This is a genomic window from Marinovum sp. (genome assembly GCF_034669705.1).
Taxonomy (GTDB): Bacteria; Pseudomonadota; Alphaproteobacteria; order Rhodobacterales; family Rhodobacteraceae; genus Marinovum.
Genome location: NZ_JAXMOR010000002.1, coordinates 226129 through 246931 on the forward strand (window position 1 = coordinate 226129; position 20803 = coordinate 246931).

28 protein-coding genes and 1 pseudogene are annotated in these 20803 nt (G+C 66.7%); 9 read left to right on the forward strand and 20 right to left on the reverse strand.

Annotated elements, in window-relative coordinates; all coding sequences use genetic code 11:
• Window positions 1–46: 46 nt before the first annotated feature.
• From rplO to VOI27_RS02620, 19 genes are all read right to left on the reverse strand, one after another.
• A complete protein-coding gene (gene rplO, locus VOI27_RS02530) occupies window positions 47–517 on the reverse strand; it encodes a 50S ribosomal protein L15 (RefSeq protein WP_323763712.1) in 471 nt (156 codons plus the stop codon).
• Window positions 518–1002: 485 nt separating this feature from the next.
• The gene (locus VOI27_RS02535) at window positions 1003–1221 is read right to left on the reverse strand and encodes a DUF1127 domain-containing protein (protein ID WP_323763713.1); all 219 of its coding nucleotides are present in this window, start codon (window positions 1219–1221) and stop codon (window positions 1003–1005) included.
• 204 nt (window positions 1222–1425) lie between these two features.
• Entirely contained in the window at window positions 1426–1923 is a 498-nt protein-coding gene (locus VOI27_RS02540; protein ID WP_323763714.1) for a hypothetical protein, read from the reverse strand.
• Window positions 1924–2141: 218 nt separating this feature from the next.
• Entirely contained in the window at window positions 2142–2330 is a 189-nt protein-coding gene (gene rpmD, locus VOI27_RS02545; protein WP_323763715.1) for a 50S ribosomal protein L30, read from the reverse strand.
• 5 nt (window positions 2331–2335) lie between these two features.
• Window positions 2336–2917 (reverse strand): 30S ribosomal protein S5, encoded by a 582-nt coding sequence (rpsE, locus tag VOI27_RS02550; protein ID WP_323763716.1) that lies wholly within the window; start codon window positions 2915–2917, stop codon window positions 2336–2338.
• A gap of 114 nt (window positions 2918–3031) precedes the next feature.
• Window positions 3032–3391 (reverse strand): 50S ribosomal protein L18, encoded by a 360-nt coding sequence (gene rplR, locus VOI27_RS02555; protein ID WP_323763717.1) that lies wholly within the window; start codon window positions 3389–3391, stop codon window positions 3032–3034.
• A gap of 11 nt (window positions 3392–3402) precedes the next feature.
• Window positions 3403–3936: a 50S ribosomal protein L6 gene (gene rplF / locus VOI27_RS02560; RefSeq protein ID WP_323763718.1), complete on the reverse strand. Its 534-nt coding sequence runs from the start codon at window positions 3934–3936 to the stop codon at window positions 3403–3405.
• A gap of 13 nt (window positions 3937–3949) precedes the next feature.
• Window positions 3950–4342: a 30S ribosomal protein S8 gene (rpsH, locus tag VOI27_RS02565; protein WP_323763719.1), complete on the reverse strand. Its 393-nt coding sequence runs from the start codon at window positions 4340–4342 to the stop codon at window positions 3950–3952.
• A gap of 15 nt (window positions 4343–4357) precedes the next feature.
• Window positions 4358–4663, reverse strand: coding sequence for a 30S ribosomal protein S14 (rpsN, locus tag VOI27_RS02570; protein ID WP_323763720.1), 306 nt, complete (start codon window positions 4661–4663; stop codon window positions 4358–4360).
• A 21-nt stretch (window positions 4664–4684) separates the two neighbouring features.
• Window positions 4685–5248, reverse strand: a complete 564-nt coding sequence (rplE, locus tag VOI27_RS02575) for a 50S ribosomal protein L5 (protein WP_323763721.1) — start codon at window positions 5246–5248, stop codon at window positions 4685–4687.
• A complete protein-coding gene (gene rplX, locus VOI27_RS02580; RefSeq protein ID WP_323763722.1) occupies window positions 5241–5552 on the reverse strand; it encodes a 50S ribosomal protein L24 in 312 nt (103 codons plus the stop codon). Before rplX ends, rplE begins: the two co-directional genes overlap by 8 nt.
• Entirely contained in the window at window positions 5552–5920 is a 369-nt protein-coding gene (gene rplN / locus VOI27_RS02585; RefSeq protein ID WP_007427594.1) for a 50S ribosomal protein L14, read from the reverse strand. The genes rplX and rplN overlap by 1 nt, the downstream gene beginning before the upstream one ends.
• Window positions 5921–5996: 76 nt before the next feature.
• On the reverse strand, window positions 5997–6227 hold the full coding sequence (gene rpsQ / locus VOI27_RS02590; RefSeq protein WP_323763723.1) for a 30S ribosomal protein S17: 231 nt from the start codon (window positions 6225–6227) through the stop codon (window positions 5997–5999).
• Window positions 6228–6239: 12 nt separating this feature from the next.
• Complete coding sequence (rpmC, locus tag VOI27_RS02595; RefSeq protein WP_323763724.1) at window positions 6240–6440, reverse strand: 50S ribosomal protein L29; 201 nt, start codon at window positions 6438–6440, stop codon at window positions 6240–6242.
• A 244-nt stretch (window positions 6441–6684) separates the two neighbouring features.
• A complete protein-coding gene (locus VOI27_RS02600; protein WP_323763725.1) occupies window positions 6685–7233 on the reverse strand; it encodes a biotin transporter BioY in 549 nt (182 codons plus the stop codon).
• Entirely contained in the window at window positions 7234–7848 is a 615-nt protein-coding gene (locus tag VOI27_RS02605) for an energy-coupling factor transporter transmembrane component T (protein WP_323763726.1), read from the reverse strand.
• A complete protein-coding gene (locus VOI27_RS02610) occupies window positions 7823–8599 on the reverse strand; it encodes an ABC transporter ATP-binding protein (protein WP_323763727.1) in 777 nt (258 codons plus the stop codon). The genes VOI27_RS02605 and VOI27_RS02610 overlap by 26 nt, the downstream gene beginning before the upstream one ends.
• Window positions 8600–8671: 72 nt before the next feature.
• Complete coding sequence (gene cls, locus VOI27_RS02615; protein WP_323763728.1) at window positions 8672–10108, reverse strand: cardiolipin synthase; 1437 nt, start codon at window positions 10106–10108, stop codon at window positions 8672–8674.
• Entirely contained in the window at window positions 10105–10785 is a 681-nt protein-coding gene (locus tag VOI27_RS02620) for an endonuclease/exonuclease/phosphatase family protein (protein ID WP_323763729.1), read from the reverse strand. Before VOI27_RS02620 ends, cls begins: the two co-directional genes overlap by 4 nt.
• Before the next feature lie 167 nt (window positions 10786–10952).
• Between VOI27_RS02620 and xylB the strand changes: the two genes are divergently transcribed.
• The 5 genes from xylB (at window position 10953) to VOI27_RS02645 (ending at window position 15916) form a co-directional block, all read left to right on the forward strand.
• Complete coding sequence (xylB, locus tag VOI27_RS02625; protein WP_323763730.1) at window positions 10953–12398, forward strand: xylulokinase; 1446 nt, start codon at window positions 10953–10955, stop codon at window positions 12396–12398.
• Window positions 12399–12510: 112 nt separating this feature from the next.
• The gene (locus tag VOI27_RS02630; RefSeq protein WP_323763731.1) at window positions 12511–13416 is read left to right on the forward strand and encodes a DMT family transporter; all 906 of its coding nucleotides are present in this window, start codon (window positions 12511–12513) and stop codon (window positions 13414–13416) included.
• A gap of 60 nt (window positions 13417–13476) precedes the next feature.
• Window positions 13477–14175, forward strand: coding sequence for a cytochrome c biogenesis CcdA family protein (locus VOI27_RS02635; protein ID WP_323763732.1), 699 nt, complete (start codon window positions 13477–13479; stop codon window positions 14173–14175).
• A 12-nt stretch (window positions 14176–14187) separates the two neighbouring features.
• The gene (locus VOI27_RS02640) at window positions 14188–14613 is read left to right on the forward strand and encodes a thioredoxin family protein (protein WP_323763733.1); all 426 of its coding nucleotides are present in this window, start codon (window positions 14188–14190) and stop codon (window positions 14611–14613) included.
• Between the two features lie 94 nt (window positions 14614–14707).
• Window positions 14708–15916: an MFS transporter gene (locus VOI27_RS02645; protein WP_323763734.1), complete on the forward strand. Its 1209-nt coding sequence runs from the start codon at window positions 14708–14710 to the stop codon at window positions 15914–15916.
• Window positions 15917–16144: 228 nt separating this feature from the next.
• On the opposite strand, the pseudogene VOI27_RS02650 reads toward VOI27_RS02645, so the two are convergent.
• Window positions 16145–16480: pseudogene (locus VOI27_RS02650) on the reverse strand (ATP-binding cassette domain-containing protein); the annotation flags it as partial.
• Between the two features lie 171 nt (window positions 16481–16651).
• Between VOI27_RS02650 and VOI27_RS02655 the strand changes: the two are divergent.
• From VOI27_RS02655 to VOI27_RS02670, 4 genes are read left to right on the forward strand one after another with little or no spacing between them, the layout of a single operon-like run.
• The gene (locus VOI27_RS02655; protein WP_323763735.1) at window positions 16652–17311 is read left to right on the forward strand and encodes a paraquat-inducible protein A; all 660 of its coding nucleotides are present in this window, start codon (window positions 16652–16654) and stop codon (window positions 17309–17311) included.
• On the forward strand, window positions 17308–17913 hold the full coding sequence (locus VOI27_RS02660) for a paraquat-inducible protein A (RefSeq protein ID WP_323763736.1): 606 nt from the start codon (window positions 17308–17310) through the stop codon (window positions 17911–17913). The genes VOI27_RS02655 and VOI27_RS02660 overlap by 4 nt, the downstream gene beginning before the upstream one ends.
• Window positions 17910–19784, forward strand: a complete 1875-nt coding sequence (locus VOI27_RS02665) for an intermembrane transport protein PqiB (RefSeq protein WP_323763737.1) — start codon at window positions 17910–17912, stop codon at window positions 19782–19784. The genes VOI27_RS02660 and VOI27_RS02665 overlap by 4 nt, the downstream gene beginning before the upstream one ends.
• A 1-nt stretch (window position 19785) precedes the next feature.
• Complete coding sequence (locus VOI27_RS02670) at window positions 19786–20406, forward strand: ABC-type transport auxiliary lipoprotein family protein (protein ID WP_323763738.1); 621 nt, start codon at window positions 19786–19788, stop codon at window positions 20404–20406.
• Window positions 20407–20803 lie beyond the last annotated feature (397 nt).

Below are 20803 nucleotides of genomic sequence, written 5' to 3' on the forward strand. Positions count from 1 at the left end.
GAAAACTGAAAGCTATGTAAGCGGCGAGAGCACCGCTCACAACCGCTTATTCGGAAGCTTGCGCACCCGTGACCGTCAGAGAGCCGCCGGCCTTCTCCACCGCGTCCACTGCCGCCTTGGAGGCGCCGGTGACCGAAATGGTGGCTTTCGAGGTCAGTTCACCCTTGGCCAGCACGCGCACGCCATCTAGCTTGCGGCGCACGACGCCCGAGGCCACGAGGGTCTCTTCGTCGATCTTGCCTGCGTCGAGCTTGCCGGCTTCGATGAATTTCTGGATCAGGCCGAGGTTGATGACAGCGAACTGCTTGCGGTTCGGCTTGTTGAAGCCGCGCTTGGGCAGACGTTGGTAGAGCGGCATCTGGCCGCCTTCGTAGCCTTTGATGGCCACGCCCGAACGGGATTTCTGACCCTTGATACCGCGGCCTGCGGTCTTGCCCATGCCCGAACCCGGGCCACGGCCAACGCGTTTCTTGCGTTTGTTTGCGCCTTCGTTGTCGCGCAGCTCATTGAGTTTCATGTCGCTTCTCCTTGCCGGATGCTGCCCCGAAGCGAGTTGGCAGACCACGGCGTTTCTTGTTGATGTGAGTCGCGGCCCGGAAGGCCACCGGGCGCGTATACCGATCGATGCGGCACGGCGCAAGGGCCGCGCGCGATGCGGGGGGATGAGGGGCGCGGAGCGGCCTCAGGAGTGGGGGCGCGTCTCGCGCAGGTATTCCGTCCAGCAGGGCACCGGCTCTTGGCGGAGGGCGTTTGCGATGCGGCTGACGAGCGAGGTGAAGAATGTCATGAGCGTGGTTCCGAAGTCAGTTGAATGTCTCTGGCCGTGGCATAGACCTGCGGCCCCGGGATCGCCAACGCCATTTCGGCATGGCCGTGTTGCACAAAATGCATGCACTGCATGAACGGCGGCGGGTTGCGCTCCCGACATGAAAACGCGGGCCAGAGAACTGGCCCGCGTGATGCGGCGGCGCCTGTGCGGCGCGCCTGCGAAATTCCTGTGGGTCAGCGGACCAGCGCTGCTTCCTTCAGGGCGATCGCGCGGATGTTCGAGCGCGCCACGCCGATGTCTGCCAGATCGCGGTCGGTCAGCGATGCCAGTTCGTCGAAGGTCCGGTTGTAGACAGCGCGCCGGGTGCGTGCGGTCTTGTACGCTTCGACCGATTTGTGCAGCAGGGCGGAAAAGCTGAAGCCCGAGGCGGTATTGGACGATGCATAAGCCATGAGTGTAGTCCTTTTGTGATCGGGGACACTCCCCGAGAGGTTTGTTTCGTTTCCTCCGTGCGCTTTAATTAGGCTTGAATGTGAACGCTAACAACGTACGTTTCGGTCGACCGGATATGCGTTTTCTGCAACGCAGCATAAGTTGAAAATACACCGCGAGGCCTAAGGCGCGCCGGCTCCCGGGGTCTGGCCCCCTGCCCTGCCTCAGCCGCCGACGGCCCGGTTGGCCGCCTGGCGGCACGACGGGCAGATCACGTAATGGACAAAGAGATCCCGCGCCGGCACCGACAGTGTGCGGTCATACCAGCCGTCGGGGCTGTCCCAGTTCAGGCATTGCGAGCATTGCCGCGCCGCGCTGCCGGGCGGCAACAGGTGATGGCCCGGCACCTCGGCCACCCCGAGCAGCTCGTGCCGCACCTCGAGACCGCCCGCGTCCGCGGCCGAGATCATCATCTGGCAGTCGCGCCGCAGGCCCGGCGCGTCACAGCGGTAGGGCAGGACAAGGGTGCGGCCGGTCTGCCGGCTCCAGAAGAACAGCGCATTGAGATAGGAGCGGGTCTCGCTGCCATTGACGAAATCCCACAGCGAGCGCCCGACCACCCCTTGCCGCAGCATCGCCGCGCCCCCGCGGTCGCGGGCCGCGTCATCCCAGTCGGGCGAGACTTCGACAACCTTGTTCGACGGGTCGAGAGAGAACCACATGGCGGCGTCCGAACACTGCTCCGGACGGGGCTTGGCAAAAGGTGCAGCGGGCCGGCCGGCGAGGACAGCAAGGCTAGCAACCGACGGCCCGCCGCGCCATGTGCAATACCGGACAGTAGGTTGTCTGCCGCCGGCCGGGCGCGCCGCCCACTGGAACGCGAAAACGCCGCCGCCCTTTCGGGGCGACGGCGTCTGATCTTGTCACGAGGAAGAGGGGCTCAGCCGCGCTCTTCGACGATCTCCACCAGATGCGAGATCTTGTTGATCATGCCGCGGATGGACGGCGTGTCTTCCAGCTCGCGGGTCTTGTGCATCTTGTTGAGGCCCAGGCCGATCAGCGTCTTGCGCTGGATCTCGGGGCGGCGGATCGGCGAACCGATCTGCTTGACGACGATGGTTTTTGCCATGGGTCTCAGGCCTCCTCGGCGACTTGGGTCGATTCCGCCGGCGCGTCTTCACGCTTGGGCAGGATGTCGGCCACTTTCTTGCCACGACGCTGCGCGACCATGCGCGGGCTGGCCTCGAGGGTCAGCGCGTTCAGGGTTGCACGGATCATGTTGTAGGGGTTCTGCGACCCGGTCGACTTGGCAACCACGTCCTGCACGCCCAGCATCTCGAAGACGGCCCGCATCGGACCACCGGCGATGATACCGGTACCCTGCGGTGCGGTACGCATGACGACCTTGCCGGCGCCGTGACGGCCTTCGATGTCGTGGTGCAGGGTGCGGCCTTCGCGCAGCGGCACGCGGATCATCTGGCGCTTGGCCTGCTCGGTGGCCTTGCGGATGGCCTCAGGCACTTCTTTCGCCTTGCCTTTGCCGAAACCGACGCGGCCCTTCTGGTCACCGACGACGACGAGGGCTGCAAAGCCGAAGCGCTTACCACCCTTGACGGTCTTGGAGACCCGGTTGATCGCGACCAGACGGTCGGCGAATTCCGGGGATTCATCGCGGTCGCGACGGCCGCCCCGGCCTCTGTTATCACGTTCTGCCATGTGGCAATTCCTTTGTATCTGGCGCGGCTGCGCCGGGTCTTGATCAATCGAAGTGGCCCCGGACAGGTCCGAGGCCCCCGATCGTCGAGGGGCGCGTGATCCGCGCCCCTGCACTTAGAACTTCAGGCCACCTTCGCGGGCGGCATCGGCCAGGGCCTTGATGCCACCGTGGAAGAGAAAGCCACCGCGGTCGAAGTAGCACTCTTCGACACCGGCTGCCTTGGCGCGCTCTGCGATCACAGAGCCAACCTTGGCCGCGGCTTCCACGTTGTTCTTGCCCACAACACCCAGGTCCTTTTCGAGCGAGGACGCGGCGGCAAGTGTCTTGCCCTGCACGTCGTCGATCAGCTGGACCGAGATGTTCTTGTTCGAGCGATGCACCGACAGGCGCAGGCGCCCGCGGTTCATCTTGCGAAGTTTGTTCCGGACGCGCAGGCGGCGTTTGAGGAACAGTTGTCTTTTGCTGTTTGCCATTGTCCGCGTCCTTACTTCTTCTTGCCTTCCTTCTGGAAGATATACTCACCCTTGTAGCGGATGCCTTTGCCCTTGTAGGGCTCGGGCTTGCGCCAATCACGGATGTTCGCAGCCACCTGGCCGACCTCTTGGATGTCATTGCCTTCGACAATGATCTCGGTCGGTTTCGGGACGGTTACGGTGATACCTTCCGGAATCTGGAAATCCACGTCGTGCGACAGGCCGAGGTTCAGTTTCAGGACCTTGCCCTGAAGCTGCGCCCGGTAACCGACGCCCTGGATTTCCAGCTCTTTCTTGAACGAGTTGGACACGCCATGGACCATGTTGGCCACCACGGTGCGGCTCATGCCCCACTGCTGACGTGCACGCTTGGACTTGCCGCGCGGGGTGACCGACACTGCGCCGTCTTCGACGGTCAGCGTCACGTCATCCGTGGCGGTGAAGCTTTGCGTGCCCTTCGGACCCTTGACCTCGATGGTCTGGCCCGAGAGGCTTGCGGTGACGCCATCAGGCAGGGCGACAGGCTGTTTGCCGATACGAGACATTAGACAGCCCTCCTTAGAATACGGTGCAAAGCACTTCGCCGCCAACGTTGGCAGAGCGAGCGTTTGCATCCGACATGACGCCTTTGGACGTGGAGACGATGGAAACGCCAAGGCCCTGACGGACCGTGGGAATCTCGTCCACACCCAGGTACACGCGACGGCCCGGTGTCGACACCCGCTTCAGTTCGCGGATGACGGGGGCGCCGTCATAGTACTTGAGGCTGATTTCGATCGCGGCATGGCCGCGCTCGTCGGTGGTCTTCTCGTAGCCGCGGATATAGCCTTCGTCCGCCAGCACATCGAGAACCCAGGCGCGCAGTTTCGACGCCGGGGTGTTGACCGTGGATTTGCCGCGCATCGAAGCGTTGCGGATCCGGGTGAGCATATCGCCGATAGGATCGTTCATCTAATATACCCTCCCTTACCAGCTCGACTTGACCATGCCGGGAAGCAGGCCCTTGGAGCCCAGTTCACGCAGCGCGATACGGCTGATCTTGAGCTTGCGGTAGTACGCGTGCGGACGACCGGTCAGCTGGCAACGGTTGTGAAGACGCGTGGGCGAGCTGTTGCGCGGCAGTTTCGCCAGCTTCAGGCGGGCCTTGAAGCGCTCTTCCATCGGCTTCGACTCGTCGGTTGCGATTTCCTTGAGTTCGGCGCGTTTGGCGGCGTATTTCGCCACCAGCTTCTCGCGCTTCTTCTCGCGTTCGATCATTGCTTTTTTAGCCATGTCTTAATCCTCTTCCCGCGATTACGAGTTGAAGGGCATGTTGAATGCTTTCAACAGCGCCTTGGCTTCGTCGTCGGTTGTCGCGGTGGTGGCGATCACGATGTCCAGGCCCCAGGGCTCGTCCACCTTGTCGAAGTCGATCTCGGGGAACACGATGTGTTCCTTGATGCCCAGGGCATAGTTGCCACGGCCATCGAACGACTTGCCCGAAACGCCGCGGAAGTCGCGGATACGGGGCATTGCCACGGTGATCAGACGATCGAGGAAATCGTACATGCGGGCGCCGCGCAGGGTGACTTTCGCCCCCATCGGCATGCCTTCACGGACGCGGAAACCCGCGATCGAGTTCTTGGCGTTGGTGACGACCGCGTGTTGACCGGCAATGGCCGTCAGGTCGGCCTGGGCCGACTTGGCTTTCTTGCTGTCTTTCACGGCGGCACGCCCGCAGCCGATGTTCAGAACGATCTTGTCCAGACGCGGGATCTGCATGTCGTTCTTGTAGCCGAACTCTTCCTTCAGGGCGCCACGGATGGTGTCCTGATAGAGCGAGCGCAGGCGCGGGGTATAGGTTGCAGCATCAAGCATCGATCACGTCCCCCGTGGTCTTGGCAAAACGGACCTTCTTGTCACCTTCCATGCGGAAGCCGACGCGGGTGGCCTTGCCGTTGGCATCAAGCAGCGCCAGGTTCGACAGCTGGATCGGCATCGCCTTGGGGATGCGACCGCCCTGCGAGGACTGGGTCTGACGGGTGGCGCGGATCGAGATGTTGACACCGTCCACGATGGCCTTGCCGGACTTGGGATCGATCGAGGAGATGGTGCCCTCTTTGCCCTTGTCCTTGCCGGCGAGCACGACGACCTTGTCGCCTTTGCGGAGTTTAGCAGCCATTACAGCACCTCCGGAGCAAGCGAGATGATCTTCATGAAGTTCTTGGCACGCAGTTCACGCACAACCGGCCCGAAGATACGGGTGCCGACGGGTTCGCCGGCGTTGTTAAGGATGACGGCTGCGTTGCGATCGAAGCGGATCGCGGTGCCGTCTTCACGACGGACTTCTTTGGCGGTGCGCACGACGACGGCCTTGCGGACGTCACCTTTCTTCACGCGGCCGCGCGGGATGGCTTCCTTCACCGAGACGACAATGATGTCGCCGACGGAGGCGTACTTACGCTTGGAACCACCCAGAACCTTGATGCACTGCACCCGGCGAGCGCCGGAGTTGTCAGCGACATCCAGATTGGTCTGCATCTGGATCATGGGGTTTCTCCTGACCTTTGGGGGGCATTATCGCCTGTTCCCCAGGGTTTCGATCTGACTAAAAAGTCCCGGAGGCTTACGCCTCCAGCACCTCCCAGCGTTTCGTCTTCGATTTCGGCGCGCATTCGATGATGCGAACGGCGTCGCCGACCTTGAAGGCGTTCTTTTCATCGTGAGCCCGGTACTTCTTGGACTTACGGATGGTTTTCTTCAGAACCGGGTGCTTGAAGCGGCGTTCAACCGACACGGTGACTGTCTGTTCGTTGGCGTCGCTGGTCACGGTGCCGGAAAGGATACGTTTGGGCATGTCTCAGGCTCCTTATTCAGCGGCCGCAGCGGCTTTTTCGTTCAGCACGGTTTTCACACGGGCCACATCGCGCTTGACGGCGCGCATACGGGCAGTGTTTTCCATCGAGCCGGTGGCCTGCTGGAAGCGCAGGTTGAACGATTCTTTTTTCAGATTGGCCAGCTCTTCACGCAGCTGATCCGGCGTCTTTTCACGCAGTTCCTTGGCGTCCATCGCCTTTTTCCTTTCTCAACATCAACGGAGGGCCCCCTGAAAGGGTCACCCTAGGTCCGCTGGAGTGCATGGATGAGCGCGCCGTATAGGCGAGGTTGGCGGGGTTGGCAAGGCTTTTCGGCCTTGCAGCGCCGGCCTGCGACAGCTTTGCCCGAATGGGCCGCGCTTGGGCGATGATCCCGGCGCGCGGCAGGTGGAGGGCCCGGGTTTCGACCCGGGCCGTCTGGGCGTGCGAAACGGCGGCTCAGGCCGCGCGCGACAACACGCTTGCCGGCCGCGCCTTGGCCAGTGCGGCGGTCAGCATGCCGGCGATTGCCGCCTTGAGCGCGTCGCCGGGGATGAAGGCGGTGACCAGCGCGGTCGCCTCCAGCAGGGTCTTGTCCAGCATAACCGACATGCCGACCACGCCAAAGCCGTAGAGCACCACGATGCCGCCCACCACCGAGGCCAGACCGGCCACCAGCGTCAGCGGCGCGCCGCGCCAGTGCTCGACGATCCAGCCGGTCACGAAGGCCGCCACCGGCCAGCCCACCAGAAAACCCACCGTCGGCGAGGCAAAGACCCCAAGACCGCCGCGCCCGCCAGACAGCAGCGGCAGGCCGATCGCCACCAGCAGCACGAAGAGCAGCACCGACAGCGCGCCGCGCCGCGCCCCCAGCACCGTGCCGGCCAGCATGACGCCCAGCGTCTGGGCGGTGATCGGCACGCCGAAGCCCAGGGTGATCTGCGGGATCAGCCCGAGCACGGCGATCAGCGCCGCGAAGAGCGCGATCATGACTACATTTCGTTCCATCTAGTTCTCCTCCGTGGAAACAAGCCCCCCGCGCGCCCTCAGCGCGTCGGAGATATGGTCGGCGTCGTCCAGCGCCAGAAGCGTGAACGGCAGGATGATGCGCCATGTCGCGCGGCGCGGCGAACGCGCCAGCCAGGCATCGTTCAGTTCGCGGCCCTTGACCAGCAGCACCGGCGTCAGCCGGATCACCAGCGCGATGGCGATCTCGAGCGGCCGGGTGCTGACGCCCAGCGCCCTGAGCGGTGTGCAAAGCCAGTGGATCACCGCGATCATATCAGTGAGGCGCGTCGTCATCGTCACCAGATTGGCCAGCGCCACCGCCGAGACCAGCCGCAGCACGATCACCGCGCCCTCTGCCGCGCTGCCGTCGATCAGGTGATAGAGCGCCACCACCAGCACGAAAGGCCAGAGCATCCGCAATGCCGCGAGGCCGCCGCGCAGGAAGGCCCGCCCCGGCAGCGCATAGAGCGCCAGCACGCCGGCCAATATCGCCAGATGCGCCGCGAGGCTGTCGATGAAGAAAAGCGCCAGCGTCGCGCCGCAGAGCGCCGCCAGCTTGACCCCGGCGGGCCAGTCATGGGCGCGGGTTCTAACCGGCGAGGTCAGCGATATCATCGGCCTCTCCCAGCTCGGTCATCCGTGCCACGTATTCCGCGATCACCTGATCGCTTTCGCCCAGCGCCGCGATCCGCCCGCGTTCCAGCCAGAGCGCCTGATCATAGCCGGTAAGGTCGGCCGGGTCGTGGCTGATGTGGATCAGGTTGCCGGTGTAATGGCTCAGGTAGCGGGTCAGCTGCGCCCGCGTCGGGATGTCGAGCCCGGCGAAGGGCTCGTCGAGAATGAGCAGCCGCGGCGCCATAGCGGTGATCGCCATCAGGCAGACCAGATGCTTCTGGCCATGGCTCAGCGTGTTGACATAGGCCTCCTGCCAGTGCGCCTTGCCAAAGCGCGCCAGCACCGCGCGGGCCTCGGTCTCGGCCGCGCGCTTGCTGCGGCCCTGTTGGCCCAGGCCGAAGGCCAGCTCCTCGAGCACGGTGGGAAAGATGATCTGGTGGTCGGGGTTCTGGAACAGGATGCCGACCTCGCAGAGCGCCGCCTTGCGGTCGCGCGCCACGTCGATGCCGTTGATCCGCACCTGCCCCTGCTGCGGCGCCACCAGCCCGGCCAGAAGCCGCGCCAGCGTCGATTTGCCAGAGCCGTTGCGGCCGACCACCGCCAGCCGGGTGACCGCCAGGTCGAGCGTCAGATCGGCGAGCACCACCTTCTCGCCATGGGCAAATCGCGCGGTCTCGAGCAGGAGCCCGCTGGCGGGACGCGCCTTGGCCGGGGCGGTCTGGCCGCTCTGTGTCATGTGCTGTGCGATCACTCTGCCATCCGGGCTGAAAACGCGTTGCGCGTGCATTTCAGATGCCGCGCGGTTTTGCAACCGCGACGGAGGTCAGAGAATCGGCCCGATGGTGGCGACCATGTTGTTCCAGATCCGCCGCCAATGCGGCCAGCGCAGCGCGTCCTCGAGCGTCACCTGCCGCGATTCCGGCAGGTAGCTCTGCTGGCGGGCATGGATCGCCTTGGTGATCTCGGGGTCCTGCAGCAGGATGTTGTTTTCATAGTTCAGGTCGAAACTGCGCAGGTCGAGGTTGGACGAGCCGATCAGGCTGACGCGGCCGTCGATCGTCAGGGTCTTGGCATGCAGCAGCCCGTCGCAGAACTCGAAGATCTCGCAGCCCGCGTCGAGCAGCCGGTGGTAATAGCTGTGGCTTGCGGCGGCGACGATCCAGCTGTCGTTGCGACGCGGAAAGATCAGCACCACGCGCACTCCGCGCAGGGCGGCGGCCAGCAGCGCCTCGAGCACGGTGGTGTCGGGCACGAAATAGGGCGTGGTCAGCACGACCTCCTCGCGGGCACAGCCGAGCAGGCTGGAGAACAGCTGCGGCGTGGCGCCATGGCGCTCGGTCGGGCCGTCGCCGATCACCTGGGCGGCAAAGCCGTCGTCATGGGCCTCGCCCAGCAGTTCGACCCCGTCGAGCACCTTGCCGGTGGCCTGCATCCAATCCGAAGCAAACAGCAGCTGGTTCTGATCGACCACCGGCCCGGTAAAGCGCAGCATGATGTCGACCCAGGGCGCATAGCGTGCCTTGATGCGGAACTCGGGGTCGGCGGTGTTCTGGCTGCCGCAATAGGTGATGCGGCCGTCGATCACCGTGATCTTGCGGTGGTTGCGCAGGTCGATCCGGCTGGTCGCCATGGTGTGCAGCACGTTGGAGAAGGGAAAGGCGATCGCCAGCTCGACGCCGGCTTCGCGCATCTCGTCCCAGAGCGGCCCCTTGATCATCAGCCGCGCGCCCAGCCCGTCGGCGATCGCCCGGCAGGTCACCCCGCGCCGCGCCGCCCGCATCAGCGCCCGGCCCACGGCGCGGCCGGTGTAATCCTCGAGCCAGATGTAGGACAGCACATGCACATGGGTCTCGGCGGCATCGATATCGGCCACCAGCCGGTCGAGATAGGCGCTGCTGTCGGCCAGCAGTTCGGCGCGGTTGCCCGCCACCGGATAGAAGCCGTTGATGCTGGCGGCATAGGCAAAGGCCGGCTGATAGTCGCGGTCGATCAGTGCCTCGACGCTGCCGTGCTGGCTTATGAAGCGCGCGGCCCGGGTGCGGATCAGGGCAAAGATCTCGCGGTGACGCTTGCGGGCGCGGTGGCCGAGGTCGACCTCGCCGAACAGGAAATACACCGCCGAGCCGAAGAACGGCAGCAGCATCAGCGCGATGAACCAGGCCAGCCGCGCCGGCGGCGAAAGGTCGTCGCGCATCAGGATGCGCAGGGTGAAGGACAGCACGATCACCCCATGCAGCACCAGCAGGGCGGTGACGATCATGCCGGCTCCGCCAGCGCCACGTCGATCACCACCGGCAGGTGGTCCGAGGCGCGCGCCGAAAGCTCGGACTGGTGCACGAAGGAGCTGACGTGGCGCACCCCGCCGCAGAGGATGAACTTGTCGAGTGGCGCCACCGGCACCCGGCTGTGAAAGCTCAGCCCCGGCTCGATCACCTCGCCCAGTTCCTCGATATGATCGCTGCCGCGGCGCCATTCGTTGAAATCGCCGCCGATCACCACCGGGTGGCCGGCCGCTGCCGCATGGTCGCGCAGCACCGCCAGCTGCTTGCGCCGGCTGCGCGCGTTGAGGCCGAGATGCACGCCGATCACCTCGATCCGCGGCACCGCCAGCAGCGCCGAGACCGCGCCGCGCGGCTCGGCCGAGGGCAGGTCGATGCGGCGCATCTCGGCGATCTCGAAGCCCTGCCGCACAAGGATGACATTGCCGTGCCAGCCGTGGCTGTCGGGGCGCACCGCCACCTCGGCCAGCTGATAGCCCATCTCGTCGCAGAGGATGTCGCGCGGCAGCACGCCCTCGCGACGGCGGATGCGCTTGTCGGCCTCCTGCAGCAGGATCACGTCGGCGTCGATCTCGGCCAGCACCGCGACGATGCGCTCGGGATCGCGGCGCCAGTCGAGGCCCACCGCCTTGCGGATGTTGTAGCTGACGATGCGCACGGTCTTTCGGCCCCTGGCTGCCCCTGATGTTCCCCGTGCATATCGCAAGCGCACAGGCCGTGCCACCACTTGCGAACCTGCGGGCATCGCTGGCAAACCTCCCCTTGCCCCCCTGCCCTGCCTTGGTACTAATGCCGGCAACGACGGACATCGCGAAAGGCGCAGGCATGACATTTCTCGGCATCGATCTCGGAACCTCCGGCCTGCGCGCCTTGCTGATGGACGCCGCCGGCGCTGTCCTTGGATCGGCCGAGCGGCCCTACCAGGTGGCCCACCCGCACCCCGGCTGGGCCGAGCAGGATCCGGCCGACTGGATCGCCGCGCTTGACGGCGCGGTCGAAGAGCTGCGCGCCGTCCCCGGATTTGCCGCCCTGCGCGGCATCGGCGTCGCCGGCCACATGCATGGCGCGACGCTGCTTGACGCCGACGACCAGGTGCTGCGGCCCTGCATCCTGTGGAACGACACCCGCTCGAGCGCCGAGGCGGCTGCGCTCGATGGCAGCGATGGCTTGCGCGAGACCTCCGGCAATATCGTCTTTCCCGGCTTTACCGCGCCCAAGCTGCTCTGGGTCGAGCGCCACGAGCCAGAGGTCTTCGCCAAGGTCGCCAAGGTGCTCTTGCCCGCCGCCTATCTCAACCTCTACCTGACCGGCGCCCATGTGGCCGACATGTCCGACAGCGCCGGCACCTCCTGGCTCGACACCGGGGCGCGCGACTGGTCCGAGACGCTGCTTGCCGCCGGCCACATGACCCGCGACCAGATGCCCCGGCTGGTGGAAGGCTGCGCCGAGGCCGGGCCGCTGCGCGCCGATCTGGCGGCCAACTGGGGTCTCGACGGTCCGGTCACCGTGGCCGGCGGCGCCGGCGACAATGCAGCGGCGGCCTGCGGCATCGGCGCGCTGAGCGAGGGCCAGGGCTTCGTCTCGCTCGGCACCTCCGGCGTGCTACTGGCGGCGCGCGACGGCTATGCGCCCGATCCGGCGACGGCGGTGCACACCTTCTGCCACGCGGTGCCCGACCGCTGGTACCAGATGGGGGTGATGCTCTCGGCGACCGACAGCCTGAACTGGCTGGCGCGGATCACCGGCGCCTCCCCGGCCGAGCTGACCGCGGCGCTGGGCGAGACGCTGCAGGCGCCGGGCGTGGTGCGCTTCCTGCCCTATCTCTCCGGCGAGCGCACGCCGCACAATGACGCGGGCGCCCGCGGCAGTTTCACCGGGCTCTCGGCCGGCACCAGCCGCGACGACATGACCCGCGCGGTGCTCGAGGGCGTGGCCTTCGGGCTGCGCGACAGCCTGATGGCGCTGAAACAGACCGGCGCGCGGATCGACCGGCTGATCGCCATCGGCGGCGGCAGCCGCTCGGACTACTGGCTGAAGCTGATCGCCACGGTGCTGGACCTGCCGCTCGATCTGCCCGCCGAGGGCGAGTTCGGCGCAGCCCTCGGGGCCGCACGGCTCGGCCAATGCGCCGCCGGCGCCGACTGGCAGCAGGTGATGACCGCGCCCGAGATCGCCCGCACGGTGACGCCGGAGCCCGGACTGGTGGCGGACTACGCCGAGGCCTACGAGCGGTTCCGCGCCGCCTATGACGGCATCCGCGCGGTGCAGTGACCCCGTCCCCGACCCGATCCGGGACCTCCCGCTCTCCGCCGAGAGGCCCCGGATCGGGCTCCGGGGCGCGCGCGCGGGGCAGCCCCCCGACGACAACCACAGGACAGCCAACATGGACATTCGCGCGATCTTGATGGGGCTGGCCTTTGCCGCCATGTGGTCCTCGGCCTTCACCTCGGCGCGGATCATCGTCGAATACGCCCCGCCGATGGGCTCGCTGGCGCTGCGATTCCTGCTTTCGGGGGTGATCGGCGTCGGCTTGGCGCTGGCCATGGGCCAGAGCTTCCGCCTGAGCCGGGCGCAGTGGCGCGCGACGCTGGTCTTCGGGGTCTGTCAGAACGCCATCTACCTCGGGCTCAACTTCATCGCGATGCAGACCATCGAGGCCTCGCTGGCCTCGATCATCGCCTCGACCATGCCGCTGATGGTAGCGCTGGCGGGCTGGCTGGTGTTCCGCGAACGGCTGCCACGGCTGGCGGTGGCCGGGCTGGTGGCGGGGTTTGGCGGGGTGACGCTGATCATGGGCGCGCGACTTGGCGCCGGGGTCGATCTCTACGGTCTGACGCTCTGTGTGATCGCCGCGGTGGCGCTGACCGTGGCGACGCTTTCGGTGCGCGGGGCCTCTTCGGGGGGCAACGTGATGATGATCGTCGGGCTGCAGATGCTGGTCGGCGCGGCGCTTCTGGCGGTGGCCTCGGCGGCGCTGGAATACCCCTTCGAGGTGCAGATGACCCGGCCGCTGGTGCTGGCCTTCCTCTATACCACACTGGTGCCGGGGCTGGCCGCCACCTTTGTCTGGTTCACGCTGGTCAACCGGATCGGCGCGGTCAAGGCCTCGACCTTCCACTTCCTCAACCCGTTCTTCGGCGTCGCCGTCGCGGCGCTCTTGCTGGGCGAGACGCTGGGGCCGCTCGACATGATCGGCGTAGCGATTGTCGGCGGCGGCATCCTGGCGGTGCAGCTGGCGCGGCAGAGCGTGGCGAAACCGGCGCCCCGCACCCCGCGCAACGTAGTCTGACCCCGGCCGTTCACCCAGTTGTCAGGTGACATTTCACCGCCCCGGCACAACTGTTGCAACATGGAGATGCTGTTTGCCTATGCCGCCGGGCTGCTCACCCTGATCAACCCCTGCGTCCTGCCGGTGCTGCCGATCGTGCTGGCCAGCGCGCTGCAGTCGGGGCGCGCCGGTCCGGTCTGGCTGGCGGCCGGCATGAGCCTGTCCTTCGTCACCCTCGGCGTCGCCGTCACCGCAATGGGCCATCTGGTCGGGCTGACGACCGACGACATCGCCCAGGCCGGCGCCGCGCTGATGGTGGTCTTCGGCACGCTGCTGCTGATCCCGCGGGCGGCGTTGGCCTTTTCCACCGCCACCGCCGGCATGGCGGCCCGGGCCGATCACCGGCTGGACCATGTGGACCGCAGCACCGGCCGCGGCCAGTTTCTCGGCGGCCTGCTGCTCGGCGCGGTCTGGAGCCCCTGTGTCGGCCCGACGCTGGGCGGCGCGATCTCTCTGGCGGCGCAGGGCGAGAGCCTGTGGCGCGCCACCGTCATCATGGCGATTTTCGCCGCCGGGGTCTCTTCCCTGATCCTCGGGCTGGCCTATCTGGCCCGCAGTAGCGGCGTGCTGCGCCGCTTTGCCACCGTCTCGCGCCCGATCCTCGGCGCGGTCTTCATCGCGGTCGGGCTGATGCTCCTGTTCCGGCTGCACCATGTCATCGAAGCCTGGGCGCTCGACCAGATGCCCGCCTGGCTGATTGACCTTTCTGTCGCATTCTAAGGGGGACCCCAGATGCAACGACGCGATTTCCTGATCCTCGGCGCCGCCGGTGCCGCCAGCGCCACCCTGCTGCCGCTGGCCGCGGCCGCCGAGGCGCTGCAATACAAGACCGGCATGCTGCAGCAGCGGCTCAATGCCGGCGAGACCCTGTTCCTCGACTTTACCGCCAGCTGGTGCAGCACCTGCCGGGCGCAGGCGCGGGTGATCGACAAGCTGAAGGCCGAAAACCCCGCCTACGCGGCCAATATCACCTTCATCGACATCGACTGGGACACCTACGGCAGCTCGCAGATGGCCACCCGGATGCGGATTCCGCGGCGGTCGACGCTGGTGGTGCTGAAGGGTGACGAAGAGCTCGGCCGGATCGTCGCCGAGACTCGCGAAGAGCGGATCCGCGAGTTGCTGGACGTCGCCCTCGACGCCGCGACCACCGCCTGACCGACAGCGCCCGGTCGCGGCGGAAAAACCGGCCTTGGCCTCGGCGCACGGCCGGTCTAGGACAGGGCATCGCCAGATCGAAAGGCCGTGCCGCATGTCAGATCCGTCCCGTCCGAAAGCCGGTTTCGCCGAATATATCGCTCTGGTGGCGCTGCTGATCTCGATCGGCGCGCTGGGCACGGACATCATGCTGCCGGCGCTCGACGCGATCAGCCGCGATCTTGGCGCGCCGCGGATCACCGACGGGCACTTCCTGGTCACCGCCTTCTTTCTCGGCCTCGCCGCCGGGCAGCTTGTCGTCGGGCCGCTGGCCGACAGCTATGGCCGCAAGCCGGTGATCTATGCCGGCTACGGCGTCTTCATCGCAGGCTGCCTGGTCTCGGGGCTGACCGAGAGCTGGGCAGTGATGCTGGCGGGGCGGGTGCTGCAGGGGGTGGGAGCGGCGGCGCCGCGGATCGTTGCCGTCGCCATGGTGCGCGACCAGTACGAAGGCCGGGCGATGGCGCGGATCATGTCGATCGCCATGGCCGCCTTCATCATCGTGCCGATCATCGCCCCGGCGCTGGGTCAGGGGCTGATCCATCTCGGCGGTTGGCGGATGACCTTTGTCGGGCTGGTGGTGCTGGCGCTGGCGGTGCTGGTCTGGTTCGCGCTGCGCCAGGTCGAGACCCTTGCACGCGCCGACCGGCGCGCCTTTCGCCTGAGCAACATCGGCGCCGGGCTGGTCGAGATCGCGCGGACCCGCGTGGCGCTGGGCTATACGCTGACCGCCGGGCTGATGTACGGCATGTTCGTGGGCTACCTCGGCGCGGCGCAACAGATTTTCCAGGGGATCTATGGCGTGGGAGAGCTCTTTGCCGCCTATTTCGCGCTGGCCTCCACCGCGCTGGGGGCGGCGGCGCTGGTCAATGCCGCGCTGGTGATGCGGCTGGGGATGCGCCGGCTGACCTGGCTGGCGCTTCTGGCGCTGACCGGGCTGTCCTTCACGGTCTGGGCGCTGGGGCCGCTGCTCGGCGGACCGCTGCCGCTGCCGCTGTTCCTGCTCTGGCAGCTGGCGGTGTTCTTCTGCGTCGGCATCACCTTCGGCAATCTCAACGCGCTGGCGCTGGAGCCTCTGGGCCATATGGCCGGGCTGGGCGCGGCCTTTGTCGGCTCGCTCGCCACCTTTCTGTCGCTGCCGCTGGCAGCGGCGATCAGCGGGCGGATCACCACCGCGGTGACGCCGCTGATCGCCGGCTTCGCCCTGCTCGGGCTGGCCGCCTGTTTCACCATGTTCTGGACCAACCGCGGCCGGCCTGACTGAGCCTCAGCCGGGGTCCGCCACGCCGCAGACGCCGTCATGATCAGACAGCGCATGGCAGGCAAGCCCGCGCCCGGCGCACCAGTCGAGCTTCATCCTCCGCTGCGGATGCGGGGTGATCCGGCTGGGCCGGGTGGCTAAGCCGTCGGCGGTGACCTACCAATCATAGCCCCGGCCGCGCGCCAGATCGCACAGGCTCTCGCGCTGGCAGTCGAACTCCGGCGGCAGGGGGATACCAGAGGGCGTGCCGATCTGTTCGATCCGGCCGGTGTTGCGCACGATGATCCGGTCGTCCATGGTCATCGCGTCGACCTTGTCGTGGGTGACACAGACCGAGGTGACGCTCAGCCGGCGCTGCAGCGCTTTGATCCCGATCCGCATCTGGTGGCGCAGCTTGCCACCGAGGTTCTACAGCGGCGCGTCGAACAGAAACAGCGCCGGGTCGCGCAGGATGGCGCAGCCCATGGCGACCCGTTGGCGCTGGCCACCAGAGAGCTGCGAGGGCTTGCGGTCGAGGTACGCGTCGAGGTTCAGCAGCGCGACGGCTTCGGCCGCCTTCTGTTCGATCCGATATTGCTCCCGAGGGCGGCTCAAAGCGGTCTGAAATGGCCACGCACCGGCAAAATTGATCGCGCGCGGACCGCGGTGGAGTGGACAGTGGCAGGGTGGCGCACTACCCTCTGAGCGGTTGTTCGGTCCTGACGGCGGACAGTCACATTGCAGGCAGGCGGCGCACATTTGGAACCAAAAGACATCGCACAGACCGAGCCACGGGCCGAGGACGACCCGCAGGCGGCGCTCTATGCCTGCCCGATCTGCGACACGCTCTATACCGAGCCGGAGGTGCCCGATGCCTCGGTCGCGCTGTGCCGGCGCTGTGGCCATGTCATCGCCGCACCACGCTCTGACAGCTTTGCCCGGGTGCTGGCGCTGGCGATGACCTCGGCGATCCTGATGACCGCGGCGATCTTCTTTCCCTTCATCGACCTGCAGGCCGGCGGCATCCACAACCGCACCTCGATCCTCGACGCGATCCAGGTGTTCTCGTCGGGGCTGATGGTGCCGCTGGCGGTGGTGGTGGCGTTGCTGATCGTGCTGATCCCGACGTTGCGGCTGCTGGCGATCATCTACACCCTGCTGCCACTGATGCGCGGCCACCGGCCCTTTGCCCATGCCAAGGCCGCCTTCCGGCTGGCCGAGCGGCTGCGGCCCTGGTCGATGGCCGAGATCTTCATCGTCGGCGTCGCGGTGGCGCTGGTCAAGGTCGGCGGGCTGGCGACGCTCAACCTCGGGCCGGCGTTCTGGGCGATGTCGGGCTTTGTCGTCGTCACCGTGCTGCAGGACACCAGCATGTGCCGCGACACCATCTGGAACGCGCTTGAGGCGCGGGGCCGATGACCACAGCCCGCCAGGCCGGCCTCATCGCCTGCGTCACCTGTGGCCGGGTCGAACATCGCGGCGCGCTGCATTGCGCCCGCTGCGGCGACACCCTGCCGGAACACAGCCGGCGCTCGCTGCAGGCGGTCTGGGCCTGGCTCGTGGCCGGCATCATCGTCTACATCCCGGCCAATACCTACCCGATGCTGCGCACCTCGACCCTGCTCGACAAGACCGAGAGCACCATCGTCGGCGGTGCCATCGAGCTGTTGCAGTACGGCTCCTACGGGGTGGCCTTCATCGTGTTCTTCGCCAGTATCGTGATCCCGATCGGCAAGTTCATCGCCATCGGATATCTCGCGCTCAGCCTGCGCCGGGCGCGCCCCGACCGTGTACATCAGCGTCACGTGCTCTATGAGGTGGTCGAGTTCATCGGCCGCTGGTCGATGATCGACGTTTTCGTGGTGGCGATCCTCTCGGCCCTTGTTCAACTCGGCAGTGTCGCTACCATCAACCCCGGAATTGCCGCCGTGAGCTTTCTGCTGTCGGTCGCGTTTACAATGCTGTCGGCCCAGAGCTTTGATCCGAAACTGATCTGGGACGCCGATGAGGAGCCGCAATGACCGAGCCAACCGCAGCCGACCCGGTGGTGCGCCGCGCCCGCGGCCCGCGCTTTTCGGTGATCTGGCTGGTGCCGATCATTGCGCTTGCGGTCTCTCTCGGGATCGCCTGGCAGACCTATGCCGACCGCGGCGTGCTGATCGAGATCGCCTTCGACAGCGCCTCGGGGATCGCCGCCGAGAAGACCGAACTGCGCTATCGCGACGTGACCGTCGGGCTGGTCGAGCAGGTGCGCTTTTCCGGCGATCTCAGCAAGGTCATCGCCTCGGTGCGGATCAACCGCGACCTCGCGCCCTATCTCGACGAGGACGCGGACTTCTGGGTGGTCCGGCCGGAGATCACGGCGCAGGGGATCAGCGGCCTCAGCACCGTGCTCTCGGGGGTCTATATCGTCGGCCAGTGGGACAGCAGCCCCGGCACCGCGCAGACCAGTTTTGAGGGGCTCGAGGATGCGCCGCTCAATGATCCCACCGAGGAGGGCACCCGCATCCGGCTGACCGCGCGCGACAGCAATTCCATCGTCGCCGGCGCGCCGATCCTCTACAAGGGCATTCCGGTGGGCAACGTCGAGGCGCCGCAACTGGCCGAGAGCCGCGATCACGTGGTGATCACCGGCTTCATCCGCGCGCCCTATGACAGCATCATCACCACCGACACCCGGTTCTGGGACATCTCAGGCGTCTCGGTCTCGCTCGACACCAGCGGCGTGTCGCTGAATTTCGCGTCGCTGGCCTCTCTGGTGCAGGGCGGGGTCAGCTTTGACACCTTTGTCGCCGGCGGCCGGCCGGCCACCGATGCCGAGACCTTTCCGCTCTATGCCGACGAGAGCGCCGCCCGGTCGAGCCTGCTGAGCGACCCCACCGCCGAGCGGCTGCGGGTGATGGTGATCTTCGACGGCGCGGTCGGCGGGTTGACCGAGGGGGCGACAGTACGGTTCCGTGGCGTGCCGGTGGGCGAGGTCGACAACGTCGCGATGATTGCCGCCGACCGCGACGGCCGCAAGGTGGTGCGGATGCGCGCCATCCTCGCCATCAGCCCCGCCCGCCTCGGCCTGTCCGAGGACGATGGCGTCGACGAGGCGATGGACCTGCTGACCGCCTATGTCGAAGAGGGGCTGCGGGTGCGGCTCGCCACCGCCAGCCTGCTCTCGAGCGAGTTGGTGGTCGACCTGGTGGAACTGCCGGTCGAGGAGGAAGCCGAGATCGTGATGACCGAGATGGGTCTGCCCCAGCTGCCGACCATCGAAGCCCAGGTCACCGATCTCAATGCCACCGCCGAGGGGGTGTTCCAGCGGATCAACAACCTGCCGGTCGAAGAGGTGCTGGCCTCGATCCAGGGGCTGGTCGACAATGCCAGCGCGCTGATCGCCTCCGAGGACATCCGCGCGGTGGCCCCCGGCATCAACGCCACCCTCGCCGACCTGCGGGCGCTACAGCCCGAGGTCACCGAGACCCTGGCCAATTTCCGCTCGATCTCGCCAGAGGTCAACGCCACCCTGGCCGAGTTCCGCACCATCGCCCCCGAGCTCAACGAGACCCTTGACGAGGCCACTGCCACCCTCGAGGAGGTCCGGCTGATCGTCGCCGGCCTGCGCGAGAGCGGCGCCACCGAGAACATCAACAACGTCTTCGCGTCGGCCGCCAATGCCGCCGACGCCGTCGAGGCGGCGGCCGGCGAACTGCCCAAGCTCACCGCCCGACTGGCCACCCTGGCCAGCCGCACCGAAAAGGTGATCGACTCCTACGGCGACAATTCCCGGCTGATCAACGGCGCGCTCTCGACCCTGCGCGACGTCAGCGAGGCCGCCGACGCGCTCCGCAGCCTGGCCCGTGCGATCCAGCGCAATCCGAATTCCCTGATTATAGGTCGATGACATGACAGCCGCGAAATTCCTTTCCGCCCTTGCCCTGGCCGCCCTCGCCGCCTGCGCCGACACCGAGCCGCAGTACCTGCTCGAACCCGTGCCGTCGAAGCTGCGGCTGAACGCGGTGGTCAAGACGGTGCTGGTGCGGACGGTCTCGCTGCCGACCTATGCCGCCGATCCCAAGATCGCGGTGCAGGCCGAGACCGGCGAGGTTCTGGCGGCCGACTTCGGCACCTGGGCGGACGAGCCCGAGCGGGCGGCGACGCTGATCGTCTCGCGCCATCTCAACACCATGACCTCGGCCCGGGTGGCGCCAGAGCCCTGGCCCCTGCCCGAGCCGCCCAAGGGCGTGCTCGACATCCGCATCGAGACCTTCATTGCCACCCGCGCCGGGGTCTTCCAGATGTCGGGGCAGTATTTCATGGGCTCGGAGACCCCTGATCCGATCGAGGACTTCGACGACCCCGACAAGCCGCCCAAGATCATCCCCGCGCCGCTCTCGGACAAGGCGCGGGTGTTCGACATCAAGGTCGCCCTGCCGGTCAGGACCCCCGCCACCATCGCCGCCGCCCAGGCCGTGGCGCTGACGACCCTGTCGGAACAGATCGCCCGCGACCTCGCCTCTCGGTGAGCTGTGATGCGGGCGCGCTGACGGTGTGCAGTGAGGGTGGCTTCTGAAGGATCTCGCAAGTGCGAGTACCGACGGGGTGAAGCCGGCAAGGCCGGTCCGGGGGAGCAATTGTGGGCTGGACAGGCTGCGTTGCGTGTGCACGAGGTGGTTGGGGGCGTAGGATTTGAATCTACGCCTGGGCTGCGCCCGTTCAGCTATGCGCGGCAGAGCAGCGACGCCGGACGTTCACGATCTGCGGGACGCGCCTCGCCCTTCAGGTTATGAGCCTGGCGCGGCGGAGGGTGTCCGGCAAACGCTTCAGTGGAGCGTGTGTAACCCTGTGTAGGCTGCGATTGGTGGTGTAGATTTGGTTGCGGGAGTAGGATTTGAACCTACGACCTTCAGGTTATGAGCCTGA

Coding starts and splice junctions, on each gene's coding strand:
- rplO (WP_323763712.1), bottom strand. CDS start 517: ATGAAACTCAATGAGCTGCGCGACAACGAAGGCGCAAACAAACGCAAG.
- VOI27_RS02535 (WP_323763713.1), bottom strand. CDS start 1,221: ATGGCTTATGCATCGTCCAATACCGCCTCGGGCTTCAGCTTTTCCGCC.
- VOI27_RS02540 (WP_323763714.1), bottom strand. CDS start 1,923: ATGTGGTTCTCTCTCGACCCGTCGAACAAGGTTGTCGAAGTCTCGCCC.
- rpmD (WP_323763715.1), bottom strand. CDS start 2,330: ATGGCAAAAACCATCGTCGTCAAGCAGATCGGTTCGCCGATCCGCCGC.
- rpsE (WP_323763716.1), bottom strand. CDS start 2,917: ATGGCAGAACGTGATAACAGAGGCCGGGGCGGCCGTCGCGACCGCGAT.
- rplR (WP_323763717.1), bottom strand. CDS start 3,391: ATGGCAAACAGCAAAAGACAACTGTTCCTCAAACGCCGCCTGCGCGTC.
- rplF (WP_323763718.1), bottom strand. CDS start 3,936: ATGTCTCGTATCGGCAAACAGCCTGTCGCCCTGCCTGATGGCGTCACC.
- rpsH (WP_323763719.1), bottom strand. CDS start 4,342: ATGAACGATCCTATCGGCGATATGCTCACCCGGATCCGCAACGCTTCG.
- rpsN (WP_323763720.1), bottom strand. CDS start 4,663: ATGGCTAAAAAAGCAATGATCGAACGCGAGAAGAAGCGCGAGAAGCTG.
- rplE (WP_323763721.1), bottom strand. CDS start 5,248: ATGCTTGATGCTGCAACCTATACCCCGCGCCTGCGCTCGCTCTATCAG.
- rplX (WP_323763722.1), bottom strand. CDS start 5,552: ATGGCTGCTAAACTCCGCAAAGGCGACAAGGTCGTCGTGCTCGCCGGC.
- rplN (WP_007427594.1), bottom strand. CDS start 5,920: ATGATCCAGATGCAGACCAATCTGGATGTCGCTGACAACTCCGGCGCT.
- rpsQ (WP_323763723.1), bottom strand. CDS start 6,227: ATGCCCAAACGTATCCTTTCCGGCACCGTGACCAGCGACGCCAACGAA.
- rpmC (WP_323763724.1), bottom strand. CDS start 6,440: ATGGACGCCAAGGAACTGCGTGAAAAGACGCCGGATCAGCTGCGTGAA.
- VOI27_RS02600 (WP_323763725.1), bottom strand. CDS start 7,233: ATGGAACGAAATGTAGTCATGATCGCGCTCTTCGCGGCGCTGATCGCC.
- VOI27_RS02605 (WP_323763726.1), bottom strand. CDS start 7,848: ATGATATCGCTGACCTCGCCGGTTAGAACCCGCGCCCATGACTGGCCC.
- cls (WP_323763728.1), bottom strand. CDS start 10,108: ATGATCGTCACCGCCCTGCTGGTGCTGCATGGGGTGATCGTGCTGTCC.
- xylB (WP_323763730.1), top strand. CDS start 10,953: ATGACATTTCTCGGCATCGATCTCGGAACCTCCGGCCTGCGCGCCTTG.
- VOI27_RS02630 (WP_323763731.1), top strand. CDS start 12,511: ATGGACATTCGCGCGATCTTGATGGGGCTGGCCTTTGCCGCCATGTGG.
- VOI27_RS02635 (WP_323763732.1), top strand. CDS start 13,477: ATGGAGATGCTGTTTGCCTATGCCGCCGGGCTGCTCACCCTGATCAAC.
- VOI27_RS02640 (WP_323763733.1), top strand. CDS start 14,188: ATGCAACGACGCGATTTCCTGATCCTCGGCGCCGCCGGTGCCGCCAGC.
- VOI27_RS02645 (WP_323763734.1), top strand. CDS start 14,708: ATGTCAGATCCGTCCCGTCCGAAAGCCGGTTTCGCCGAATATATCGCT.
- VOI27_RS02660 (WP_323763736.1), top strand. CDS start 17,308: ATGACCACAGCCCGCCAGGCCGGCCTCATCGCCTGCGTCACCTGTGGC.
- VOI27_RS02665 (WP_323763737.1), top strand. CDS start 17,910: ATGACCGAGCCAACCGCAGCCGACCCGGTGGTGCGCCGCGCCCGCGGC.
- VOI27_RS02670 (WP_323763738.1), top strand. CDS start 19,786: ATGACAGCCGCGAAATTCCTTTCCGCCCTTGCCCTGGCCGCCCTCGCC.